This is a genomic window from Cupriavidus sp. MPR-AND1C (genome assembly GCF_058809705.1).
This window is the reverse complement of record NZ_JBXASU010000152.1, coordinates 1-11,301: the sequence shown is the minus strand read 5'-3', so window position 1 is coordinate 11,301 and position 11,301 is coordinate 1. Positions and strand designations below refer to the sequence as shown.

At 68.2% G+C, this 11,301-nt stretch carries 11 protein-coding genes; 6 read left to right on the top strand and 5 right to left on the bottom strand.

The annotated features are described in order from the left end of the window. On the bottom strand, positions 1-198 hold a 198-nt coding region (locus tag AC1RWI_RS36870), incomplete at its 3' end, for a hypothetical protein (RefSeq protein WP_492870770.1). A 73-nt stretch (positions 199-271) separates the two neighbouring features. Here AC1RWI_RS36870 and AC1RWI_RS36865 point away from each other — a divergent pair. Together AC1RWI_RS36865 and AC1RWI_RS36860 are read left to right on the top strand one after the other, a co-directional pair. Continuing rightward, positions 272-2,398, top strand: a complete 2,127-nt coding sequence (locus AC1RWI_RS36865; RefSeq protein WP_492870769.1) for a bifunctional 2',3'-cyclic-nucleotide 2'-phosphodiesterase/3'-nucleotidase — start codon at positions 272-274, stop codon at positions 2,396-2,398. A 31-nt stretch (positions 2,399-2,429) separates the two neighbouring features. Then, entirely contained in the window at positions 2,430-3,245 is an 816-nt protein-coding gene (locus AC1RWI_RS36860; protein ID WP_492870768.1) for a tetratricopeptide repeat protein, read from the top strand. Positions 3,246-3,758: 513 nt separating this feature from the next. Here AC1RWI_RS36860 and AC1RWI_RS36855 read toward each other — a convergent pair. Then, positions 3,759-4,742 (bottom strand): tripartite tricarboxylate transporter substrate binding protein, encoded by a 984-nt coding sequence (locus AC1RWI_RS36855; RefSeq protein WP_492870767.1) that lies wholly within the window; start codon positions 4,740-4,742, stop codon positions 3,759-3,761. Positions 4,743-5,066: 324 nt separating this feature from the next. On the opposite strand from AC1RWI_RS36855, the gene AC1RWI_RS36850 reads away from it, so the two are divergent. The 4 genes from AC1RWI_RS36850 to AC1RWI_RS36835 all read left to right on the top strand — a co-directional run bounded on the left by AC1RWI_RS36850 (position 5,067) and on the right by AC1RWI_RS36835 (position 8,203). After that, positions 5,067-6,146 carry a LacI family DNA-binding transcriptional regulator gene (locus AC1RWI_RS36850; protein ID WP_043344242.1) on the top strand — a complete coding sequence of 360 codons (1,080 nt, stop codon included), beginning with the start codon at positions 5,067-5,069 and terminating at the stop codon, positions 6,144-6,146. 93 nt (positions 6,147-6,239) lie between these two features. Continuing rightward, positions 6,240-7,181, top strand: coding sequence for a 2-hydroxyacid dehydrogenase (locus AC1RWI_RS36845; RefSeq protein WP_043344246.1), 942 nt, complete (start codon positions 6,240-6,242; stop codon positions 7,179-7,181). Between the two features lie 112 nt (positions 7,182-7,293). Further along, positions 7,294-7,488 carry a DUF1059 domain-containing protein gene (locus AC1RWI_RS36840; RefSeq protein WP_043344249.1) on the top strand — a complete coding sequence of 65 codons (195 nt, stop codon included), beginning with the start codon at positions 7,294-7,296 and terminating at the stop codon, positions 7,486-7,488. A gap of 166 nt (positions 7,489-7,654) precedes the next feature. After that, entirely contained in the window at positions 7,655-8,203 is a 549-nt protein-coding gene (locus AC1RWI_RS36835; RefSeq protein WP_492870766.1) for a nucleoside 2-deoxyribosyltransferase, read from the top strand. A gap of 69 nt (positions 8,204-8,272) precedes the next feature. Here AC1RWI_RS36835 and AC1RWI_RS36830 read toward each other — a convergent pair whose 3' ends face one another. From AC1RWI_RS36830 to AC1RWI_RS36820, 3 genes are read right to left on the bottom strand one after another with little or no spacing between them, the layout of a single operon-like run. Beyond that, entirely contained in the window at positions 8,273-8,950 is a 678-nt protein-coding gene (locus AC1RWI_RS36830; protein WP_492870765.1) for a PqiC family protein, read from the bottom strand. Then, positions 8,950-10,581, bottom strand: a complete 1,632-nt coding sequence (locus AC1RWI_RS36825) for a PqiB family protein (RefSeq protein ID WP_492870764.1) — start codon at positions 10,579-10,581, stop codon at positions 8,950-8,952. Before AC1RWI_RS36825 ends, AC1RWI_RS36830 begins: the two co-directional genes overlap by 1 nt. Then, positions 10,574-11,281, bottom strand: a complete 708-nt coding sequence (locus tag AC1RWI_RS36820; protein ID WP_492870771.1) for a paraquat-inducible protein A — start codon at positions 11,279-11,281, stop codon at positions 10,574-10,576. Before AC1RWI_RS36820 ends, AC1RWI_RS36825 begins: the two co-directional genes overlap by 8 nt. Between the last annotated feature and the right edge of the window lie 20 nt (positions 11,282-11,301).

Here is an 11,301-nt window from a genome sequence, read left to right as displayed (position 1 = left end):
GGGGAGGGTGGCCGGAAGCGGGTTGGATAGCAGGCGAGCCAGGCCGGGATGTGCCCGCCAGACGTGCTCGCCAAATGCGCAATATATGACGGTATATAACGCGGCGTCAATGGCACGTTGGATCAGGACAGGGCATATCGGCGGGCCGTCCGGGTGCGCCTGCCGCCAACGGCCCGTCGTCACGGTGGCGTAACGCACGCGTCACTCTGCTGCCATTTACGCTCGGGACAATGTCCGGCTCCAGGCACAACAAGAAAGAAGGGAGCCACCAATGCACCGCTGTCCGACCGACGTTCTACCCGCGCGCGCCGCACCCGCTTCGTCCCCGCTTCTCGCTGTGTCCACGGTGGCCGCGCTGGGTGCCGCCATCGTGGCCGCCGTGCTGCTGGCCGCCTGCGGCTCCGATGACAGCCCCGCTGCCCCTGGCACGGGCACGGGTGTCACGCCGCAGGCCGATAGCGTCTCGGCCGGCACCAAGGCCACGCTGGCCTTGCTGGAAACCACCGACTTGCACACCAATGTGCGCAGCTACGATTACTTCAAGCTGGCCGAGGACAAATCCTTCGGCTTCGAGCGCGTGGCAACCCTGATCAAGCAGGCGCGCGCCGAGTTTCCCAACACCCTGCTGCTGGACAACGGCGACACGATCCAGGGCACCGCGCTGGCCGATTACCAGGCCCAGGTCAGCCCGCTCAAGTGCGGCGAGACCCTGGCCATGTACAAGGTGATGAACGCGGCCAGGTTCGACGGTGGCGGCATCGGCAACCACGAGTTCAACTACGGCCTGGGCTATCTGAACCAGGTCACGGGCAACCGCTTCAACGTGGATGGCCTGCCCGACCCGACCGTGCAGACGCCATGCGCCGGGCCGGCCTTCCCGCAGGTGCTGGCCAACGTGTACAGCGTGCGCACGCGCGCGCCGCTGTTTCAGCCGTACACCATCATCACCCGCCAGATCACCGCCACCGGGCCCGACGGCAACACCGTCACGGTGCCGCTCAAGGTCGGCATCATCGGTTTCACGCCGCCCGCGATCATGAGCTGGGACAAGCGCTGGCTCGACGGCAAGGTCTACACCGAGGGCGTGAAGGAAACCGCCGAGAAGTACGTGCCGGAGATGCGCGCCAAGGGTGCCGATCTGGTGGTGGTGATCTCGCACGGCGGGCTCGATGCTTCCGCGTACTCGCCCACCATGGAGAACGGCAGCTGGCACCTGTCCAAGGTGGCCGGCGTGGACGCCATGCTGATCGGCCACTCGCACCAGGTCTTCCCCGATGCCACCAGCACGGTCGCGCAGTTCAACCTGCCGGGCGTGGACAAGGTGCGCGGCACGGTCAACGGCGTGCCTACCGTGATGGCCGACTACTGGGGCCGCCGCCTCGGCGTGATCAAGCTGCAGCTCGCGCACGACGGCAATCGCTGGGTGGTCGACAAGAGCGCTACCACGGTGCAGGCGCGCTCGATCCAGAATGCCGACAAGAGCTATGTGGCGGCCGATGCCAGCGTGGCGGCCGCGGTCGATGCGGAGCACCAGGCCACCATCGCCTACGTGAAGACGCCGATCGGCACCACAGACTACCGCATGAGCACGTACTTCGCCGATGTGGGCGATCCCGGTGCGATCCAGATCGTCAACCAGGCGCAGGCGGCCTACGTGAAGGACTACATCGCCGCCAACCTGCCGGCGCTGGCCACGCTGCCGGTGCTGTCCGTCTCCGCGCCGTTCAAGAGCGGCTTTGGCGGCGGCAACGACTACACCGACGTGCAGTCCGGCAACCTCGCCATCAACAATGCAGCCGATCTCTACCTCTACCCCAACACCATCTACGCGGTGAAGGTGAGCGGCAGCGACGTCAAAGCCTGGCTGGAGACCGCCGCCAAGCGCTTCAACCTGATCGATCCGGCCAAGACCGCCGACCAGCCGCTCATCAGCAGCTTCCCTGGCTATAACTTCGACATGTTCACCTCACCTGACCTGCAGTACGAGATCGACGTGACGCAGCCGGAGGGCAGCCGCATCAAGAACCTCGCGTACAAAGGCGTGCCGCTCGACGCCAGCCAGCAGTTCATCGTGGCCACCAACAACTACCGCGCCAGCGGCGGCGGCAATTTCCCCGGCCTGGACGGCAGCAAGACGGTTTACGCCTCGCCGGACGCCAGCCGCGATGTGCTGATCGCCTACATCAAGAAGGCCGGCGCCATCACGCGCGCCACCAACGGCGGCGCGCGCAGCTGGCGCTTCACCAAGGTGGCCACGGCCGGCAAGGTGGTGTTTGCTTCCGCGCCGGGCCAGCTGGTGCAGGCGCAAGCCGCCGGCCTCGCCAGTATCGCGCTGGAGCAGGCGAGCTACGACACCACCAAGAACCTGTCGCTATACAGCGTCGACCTCAACCAGTAAGGCGGCAATGAGCACGGCAACGAATACGCCAATGAAGGGAACGACGGCGCCGGCATGCAGTGCGCCTGTGCGTCGCCACGGCCATCGGCGCCGCCTGCATCCGGTCATCGCCGCAGCGCTGGTGGCGGTCGCGGTGGCGGCCGGTTGCGTGGGCGGGGCTTCGGCGTGGCGCGAGCATGCCAGCGCGCGCCACGCGCAGCTTGCCCAGTGGCAGACGCGGGCCGGCTCGGCCGCAGACGAAGAGGCGCTCGCGGCGCTGCGCAAGGCGGCGCGGGCGGGAGAGGGCGCGGCCCAGGCCGCGCTTGGCGAAGCGTTGTGGGCAAGCGGGGATGCGGCGGCGCACGCCGAAGGCCGGGACTGGCTCAAGCAGGCCGCCGGGGCGGGCGATGCGCGCGCGCATTTCGTGCTGGGCAAGGCGGCTTTCCTCGGCGATGCGCAGCGTGCGCCCGACGCCGAGGCGGCCTGGCACCACTTCGAGCTGGCCGCCGCGGCGGGCAATACCGGGGCCGCGTACTACCTCGGCTTGATGCACCGTGGCGGTTATGGCCGCACGCCGGACCCGGCTGCGGCCGCGCGCTGGTTCGAGCTGGCCGCCGATGCCGGCGTGCCGCAGGCGATGTTCATGCTGGCCAACGCTTATCGTGAAGGTGCAGGCGTGCCGCGCGACGAGGTCCGCGCGGTGGCGTGGTACGAGGCCGCGGCCGAGCGCGAGCATCCGGAATCGATCCAGGCGCTGGCGATGGCCTATCGGTATGGCGAGCTGGGGTTGAAGCCGGATGAAGGCAGTTTTCGTGCGCATCTGGCGGAGACCGCGCATGCGTTGAAGCATCCGGCTTTGAGTCCTTGATGCCTTGGTTCCGCTTTGCGAGGTTGGTCGCGGTTTCTATTCGCGGCGTTGGTTTTTGGACCCAAGTGCCATACGACATCCCCCTGCGGGGGCTGCCGGTCACTCTTCTTTGCGTCGGCAAAGAAGACTAACGAGAAGAAAGCCGACCCTGCCGGGGGCATAGCAATCAGGCTTTCGGATAGCGCTGGTTTCGTCGTGCGGCCCGGAGTGTTGGCGGGCATCTGCCGGTACCGGCTTGACTGGCCACGAGTCTGCGGGCGTCCCGTTTTCGTCGTGGGCGCGGTGGCACCGCCGCAATGGTTCTGAGGCATTCACCACCGCACCCACCCAACCACGAAACCATCACGGCGTGACATATTGTGGTGCTTTGCACTGGTACCGGAAGATGAGTGAAGCGAGTAGCCTCACCACGAAACCATGGGGCTGCGCAACTCCGACACGCCAGCAGCTAGAAGCAGTAAAACGCCGCCCCAAAACGCCACCCCCGCGTCGGCGGGCCACCCCGCTACCAGCTTAGTCAATCCTGATATCCGCCGCCTTCACCACCTTCGCCCACTTCACGATCTCGCTGCGCTGGAACTGCGCAAACTCCCCGGGCGACATCCCCGACGGCTCCATGCCCAGCTTCTCCAGCCGCGCCTGCATGTCCGGCGTCTTGATGATCGCCGAGATCTCCTTGTACAAGCGGTCCACGATCGGCTTGGGCGTATTTGCCGGCGCAAAGATCGCTTGCCAGGATTCCAGCTCGTAGCCGCTGACGCCGGCCTCGGCCATCGTCGGCACATTCGGCATGCTCTTGATGCGCCTGGCGGACGTCACGGCCAGCGCCCGCAGCTTGCCCGAGTCGATGTGCTGGGCGGCCACCACGGTCGTGTCGAACATCATCGGCACCTGCCCCGCCATCACGTCCTGGATCGCCGGGCCGCTGCCTTTGTAGGGGATGTGCGTGATCTTGATGCCGGCCAGGCTCTTGAACAATTCACCGGCCAGGTGCTGCGAGGTGCCGTTGCCGGCGGATGCGAAGGCGAGCGTGTCCGGCTTGGCCTTGGCTTCGGCCACGATGTCCTTCACTGTCTTGAACGGGCTGCCGGCGCTGACTACCAGCACATTGGCATTGGTGCCGATCAGCGTGATGGGGGCGAAGGATTTGACCACGTCGTACGGCATCTTCGGGTACAGGCTGGCATTGATCGCGTGCGAGCTGATGGTGCCGCCGAGGATGGTGTAGCCATCGGGCGCGGCCTTGGACGCGTAGTCGGAGCCGATATTGCCGCCGGCGCCGGGGCGGTTCTCCACCACCACGGTGGTGCCCAGCGCCTGGCCCAGGCGCTGGCCGATCAGGCGCGCCAGGGTATCGGTGGTGCCCCCGGGCGGGAACGGCACCACGTAGGTGATCGGTTTGCCGGGCCAGCTGGCCTGGGCAGATGCGCTCAGCGGGAGGGCGGCGGCAGCCAGGGTCGCCGCGGCGGCCAGCAGCGCAAGGGCTTGGCGTTTCATGGGGTTGGGTCTCCTCGGTTTTTCTTGGGATGGTGAGGTGATGGTTAAACACTAGTGAATCAGCGGGCGGCCGGCGTAGTCGGCGCGGCTGTAGCCCATCTGCGCGGTGCGCGAGCGGTGCCCGAAGGCGCGCAGGCGTCCTGCCTCTCCGCGCCGAAGACAGCTGATGATAGCGCTGTCATTTGTCGTCCACAACGCAGGCGTGATCGGGGTTAACCCGTCGCGCGCCCCCCCATCGCAGCCCGCGGCGTGGTGCGGGCGCTATCATGGCGCCCATGCCGGCCCTGCGCCCAGCCGGCTTTTTTTGCTTCCTTCACCACATTCATGGCCTCATCCCGCAAGCCGACCGCTTCTCGCACCGCTCCTCGCACCGCCCCTCGTTCCGCGCCCACGCCTGCCCCTGCCGGCCGCGCCACCGGCAGCGTCACGCTGGCTGACGTGGCCAAGATCGCGGGCGTCTCGCCGATCACCGTGTCGCGCGTGGTCAACCAGCCCGGGCTGGTCTCGGCGGGCACCGTGGCGCGCGTGCAGGAGGCCATCCAGCGCACCGGCTACGTGCCTAACCTGCTGGCCGGCGGCCTGGCCTCGCGGCGCAGCCGGCTGATCGCGGCCATCGTGCCGACCATCGCCAACTCGATCTTTGCCGACACGATCCAGGCGCTGACCGATCGCTTCTCGCAAGCGGGCTACCAGCTGATGCTGGGCTTGTCCGGCTATGCCGCCACGCGCGAGCAGGATCTGCTGGCTGCGATCCTTTCGCGCCGCCCCGACGGCATCGTGCTGACCGGCATCGCGCACACCGCCGATACGCGGCGGCGACTGCTGGCCGCGCGCGTGCCGGTGGTGGAGACCTGGGACATCACGCCCACGCCGATCGACATGCTGGTGGGTTTCTCGCACGAGAAGGTGGGCCAGACAGTGGCCGAGTTCCTGCATGCGCGCGGCTATCGCAGGCCCGCCATCCTGTCGGCCAGCGACCAGCGCGCCGAGTCGCGCCGCCTGGGCTTTCTCGACGCGTTCGGCCGCCACGGCATCACGGAAGTGCCGAGCAGCATCGTGCCCGCGCCGTCCAGCCTGGGGCTTGGCCGCGAGGGGCTGGCGCGGCTGCTCGACGGCGGCGCGCGACCGGACGTGGTGTTCTGCAGCTCGGACACGCTGGCGCAGGGCGCGCTGTCGGAAGCGCGCGCGCGCGGGCTGAAGGTGCCGGAGCAACTCGCGGTGATGGGCTTTGGCGATCTCAACTTTGCCGCGCATACCTACCCGGCGTTGTCGACCGTGCGCATCGACGGCCCGGCCATTGGCCGCACCGCTGCCGAGTGCCTGCTGGCCCGCATCGACGCTCGCGAAGTGGGCGAGCGCATCATCGACCTGGGGTTCGAGGTCATCCAGCGCGAGAGCGCCTGAGCCCCGGGCGATGCCCTGCGGCGCGGCGTGGCGTGGGACGCGATATGATTGCGCTACCATCCAATGCCACATCTTTTCCCTCGCCTCGCATCCATGTCCCAAGCCACGCTTATCCAGATCGGCCCCCTCGCGCCGCAGATCAATTCCCGCCTGCGCGAGCAGTACCAGGCCGTGCCGCTGTGGGAGCAGCCCGAGCCGCTGGCGTGGCTGCGCGAACACGCGCAGCAGGCGCGCGTGGCGGTCACATCGGCGCGCCACGGCATCACCGCCGAGGCCATCGCGGCCATGCCCAGGCTCGCAGCCATCGTGAGCTTTGGCGTGGGCTATGACTCGATCGCGCTGGACGCGGCCCGCGCGCGCGGCATCCAGGTCAGCAACACGCCCGACGTGCTCAACGACTGCGTGGCCGACCTCGCTTTCGGCTTGCTGCTCGACGCCGCTCGCGGCATCGCCCATGGCGACCGTTTCGTGCGCGCTGGCAAGTGGGGCAGGGACAGCTTCCCGCTGACCACCCGCGTCAGCGGCAAGAAGCTCGGCATCCTGGGCCTGGGCCGCATCGGCGAGAAAGTGGCGCAGCGCGCCACCGGCTTCGGCATGGACATCGCGTACCACAACCGCCGGGCGCGCGATGGCGCGCCGTGGCGCCACGAGCCTGACCTGAAGGCGCTGGCCGGCTGGGCGGATTTCCTGGCCGTAACCTGCGTGGGCGGCCCCGAGACCGAAGGGCTGGTATCGGCCGGCATCATCGAGGCGCTGGGCCCCAAGGGCATCCTGGTCAATGTGTCGCGCGGCAGCGTGGTGGACGAGGATGCATTGGTCGCGGCTTTGCGCAACGGCCGCCTGGGCGGCGCCGGGCTGGACGTGTTTCGCGCCGAGCCGCAAGTGCCCGAGGCGCTGTTCGCGCTGGACAACGTGGTACTGGCTCCGCATGTGGCCAGCGGCACGCATGAAACCCGCGCGGCCATGGCCGCGCTGGTGTTCGACAACCTCGATGCGTTCCTTGGCACCGGCAAGGTGATCACCCCGGTACTCTGACGCGCTGGCAGGCCCCCCGCGCACGGCGCCGGTCCTATACTGGATCAGGCGGTGGATCAGGCGCCCGCCGCCCCGGCGGCGCCATCTCACCCTCACGCGTCAGGAGGCAATGATGGGACGCAAATATATCGATTGCCGCGAGTTTCCGAGCGCGTCGAAGTGCACGGTGGCATTGAGCGCCGACACTGAAGACGAACTGCTCGAAGTTGCGGTCCAGCATGCGGTGCAGGTGCACCAGCACCAGGATGGCCCCGAACTGCGGCAGATGCTCAAAGGGGCATTCAAGGATGGCTCGCCGCCCGCGTGAGCACGTGAGCACGTGAGCGCAGCAACGCAGGCCGCCGCCTGGCGAGGGCGGCGGCCTGCCGTTCAGGTTCGGGTTGACGTTGGGTTTGACGTGGGCGCTGTAGCCATCGCGTCAAACACATGCGCTATCCTCACTGGCGTCAACGTCCGCCACCCAGCCACGCTCAATGAAAACCATCTACCTCGCCGGCTTCGACGTATTCCGCAAAGACGCCATCGCCTACGGCGAGGCCCTGAAGGCCCGCTGCGCCCATTACGGCTTCCTCGGCCTCTACCCCCTCGACAAAGCTGCCCCGGCCGGCCTTTGCGGCCCCGACACCGCGCGCTGGATCTACGAGGCGAACATCAATCTGCTGCGCCGCGCCGACATGGTGATGGCCAACCTGGACGATTTCCGCGGGCCGGGCGAGCCGGACTCGGGCACGGCATTCGAGGTGGGATTCGCCATCGCGCTGCAAAAGCCGGTATGGGGCTACAGCAGCGACCGCGGCACGTTGCTGGACCGCGTGGCCGTTGCCACCGATGAAACGCAAGGCAAGGGTGAGCGGCTCGATGCGCGCGGCTTCGTGGTGGAGGATTTCGGCCTGGGCAAGAACCTGATGCTGGCCTGCTCGGCCAAGCTGGTGGCGGGCGACGCCGAGGCCTGCCTGGCGGCCATGGCCGAGTCGGAGCGGCGGCGCAGTTGCCGGGGCGCGCCGGCGCCGGCGGAGGATTGATTCAGGCGCGGGAGGGACCTGCATCCCGCCGCGCAGCTACTTCGCCGCTACTTCGCCGCTACTTCGTCGCTACTTCGCCGTGCCGCGGCGCAGTGTTTCCACGCCGGCCGCGATATCGTCCGCGGTGCTTGCCACGATCTGGCGGTAAGCCGCCACGACGCCGTCCACCGCGCCCGGCGCGGCCAGCTCGGCCTGCGTGCGGCCGGCCTTGACCTTGCCGTCGGGCAGGCGGCGCACGGTCCAGTTGATGACGGCGCCAGCGCGCTGGCCCACGTCAGCATCCAGCCGCACCACTTCGGTGGTGATGCGGAACACGGGCTCCACCTCCGACAAGCCTTGCTGGTAGGTGTCGACCGCGCCTAGCCTGGCCTGCAGTTGCTGCGACAGCGCGTCGCGCAGCTCGTCCGGCAGCGGTGCGGACCAGCGCGACAGGTCCAGCAGCTTGAGCTCGTTGCCATCCTTGCCGCCGCGCACCACCAGCTGTGGCCGGTTGAGGCGTTCAGGCACGCGCACCGGCGCAACCTCGATCCACACCGGCTGCGCCTGCGGCGCCCGCGCTGGCGCCGCAGCCTGTCCTTCGGCGCCGGCAGCCGTAGCGGCAGCGGGACCCTGGGCCAGCGTGTAATAGCGCGGATCGGGCGAGGCGCAGCCCGCCAGCATCGCCGCGGCGAGCGACAGGGGCAGCATCAGGGGCAGCATCAGGGGCAGCAACAGGCGGTGGCAGGTCATCTCTATGCGGGTCATCATCATTTCTCCGGCTTGCCGCGCACCAGCGCTTCAGGGTGGCGTTCCAGGTATTCGGTCAGCGTGCGCAGCGACACCGCGGTGCGCGTGAGCTCCTGCATCATGCGGCGCGTGTCTTGCTGCAGCGGGGCATCCGAGGCGAGCGTGCCGTTGGCCGCGCTCAGCGTCTTGCGCGCATCCTGCAGCGCAGCCAGCACCTGGGGCGCCACGTCGCCGTTGAGCTGGGCCACCAGTTTGTCCGCGCTGGTCATCATGGTGTTTAGCGTGGCTATCGACGTGCGCAGGTCCTGGCCGATCTGCTCGAACGGTACCTTGTCGATCTTGTTGACGATATCGCCCAGCTTGGCCTGCAGCTCGTCGAACGCGCCCGGCGTGGTGGCCAGTTCAGGCATGGCGCCATCCAGGTTGACCGTGGCCGGCGGCGCCTTGGGGAAGAAATCCAGCGCCACATAGAGCTGGCCGGTCAGCAGGTTGCCGGTGCGCAACTGCGCGCGCATGCCACGCTTGATCAGCGTCTGGACGATATTGCGGGCACGGTTGACGTCCTCCACGTCGCGCGCCCGGAAGCCCATGCGCGAGGGGTACAGTTCCACCACCACGGGCAGGCGGAAAGCCTTCTTCTCGACCTGGTACTCGATGCCGATCGAGCGCACCTGGCCTACGACCACGCCGCGGAAATCCACCGGCGCGCCGGGCGATAGTCCGCGCACGGACTGGTCGAAGTTCAGCACGGCGAGCGAAGGCGCGATTTCTTCCGGCTCCTTCATCGCCTCGGTCTGGTCGCTGGCCAGCAGGAACTGGGTGTTCTCGTTGGCGGCATCCGTCGCCTTGGAGTCGTCCGGCGCCTGGAAGGCCACGCCGCCGAGCAGCACCGTCACCAGCGATTGCGTGTTGAGCTTGAAGCCGCCGGCATCGAGCTTGATGTCCACGCCGCTGGCGTGCCAGAAGCGCGAGTCGGCCGTGACGAGCTTGTCGTAGGGCTTGTTGATGAACACGCGCAGCGACAGGTCGCGCCCGTTGGGCTCCAGCTGGTAAGCCACCACCTGGCCAACCTGTACGCGGCGGTAGTAGACCGGCGAGCCGATGTCGAGCGAGCCGAGATCGGTGGCGCGCAGCACGAACTGCTTGCCGGAGGCATCGGTGGTGACGGCGGGCGGCACTTCCAGCCCGGTGAAGTCGCGCACGCGCTCCTCGGACTTGCCCGCGTCGACGCCGATATAGGCGCCTGACAGCAGGGTTCCCAGCCCGGAGATGCCGCTGGTGGCAAAGCGCGGGCGCACCACCCAGAAACGCGTGTCCCTGGTGGAGAAGCTCGCGGCATCCTGGGTCAGGTCGATCCTGGCGATCACGTGCGAGTGGTCGCCGGCCAGCCGCACGGACTTGACCAGGCCGATGTCCACGTCCTTGTAGCGTACCGGCGTCTTGCCCGGGACCAGGCCCTCGGCGGTGCGGAACGTGACCGTGATCTCGGGGCCGCGCTCGGTGAGCGTGTGGATCAGCAGCGACAGGCCAACCACTGCCGCCACGATCGGGATCAGCCAGACCAGCGAGGGCAGCCAGCGCGCCCGGCGGCGGCGCTCCGGCGCCGGCGGCTGCGAGGAAGGAGAGGGAGGGGACGGGTCTAGGTCAGGCATCGTTTGTATCCATCGAATCCCACAGCAGGCGCGGGTCGAAACTGAGTGAGGCCAGCATGGTGAGCACCACCACGGAGCCGAACGCCATGGCGCCGGCGCCAGGGATGATGGTGGCGAGTGCTCCGGCCCGCACCAGCGAAGCCAGCAGCGCCACCACGAAGATATCCAGCATCGACCAGCGGCCGATGATTTCCACCAGCCCGTACAGCCGGGTCTGCTGGCGAATCCGCCAGCGCGAGCGGAAATGCACGGACAGCAGCAGCAGCGCGAGGATGATCATCTTCAGCAGCGGCACCACGATGCTGGCGATCAGCACCACGATGGCCAGCATGTTGGAGCCCGACAACCATAGGTAGACCACGCCGGAGAAGATGGTGTCGCGCTGCATGCCCAGGATGGACTGCGTCACCATGACCGGCAGCAGGTTGGCGGGAATGTAAAGGATGAGGGCGGACAACAGGAACGCCCAGGTGCGCGCGAGGCTGTTCGGCTTGCGGTGATGCAGCGTGGCGCCGCAGCGCGGGCAGGGCTCGCCTTGCATCGCGAGCGGGCTGAGCGCGTCGCAGGCGTGGCAGGACACCAGGCCCATCGACGTGGCGGTAGGCACCTGCGGCAGCGGCCTGGTTTCGTCGTCGTCGGTCAGCTCCGCCACCACATCGGCGGCCAGGCGGCGCGAGCGCGCCAGCGCGGTGGCGCCCACCGGGGGCTTGGGGGTCGGGG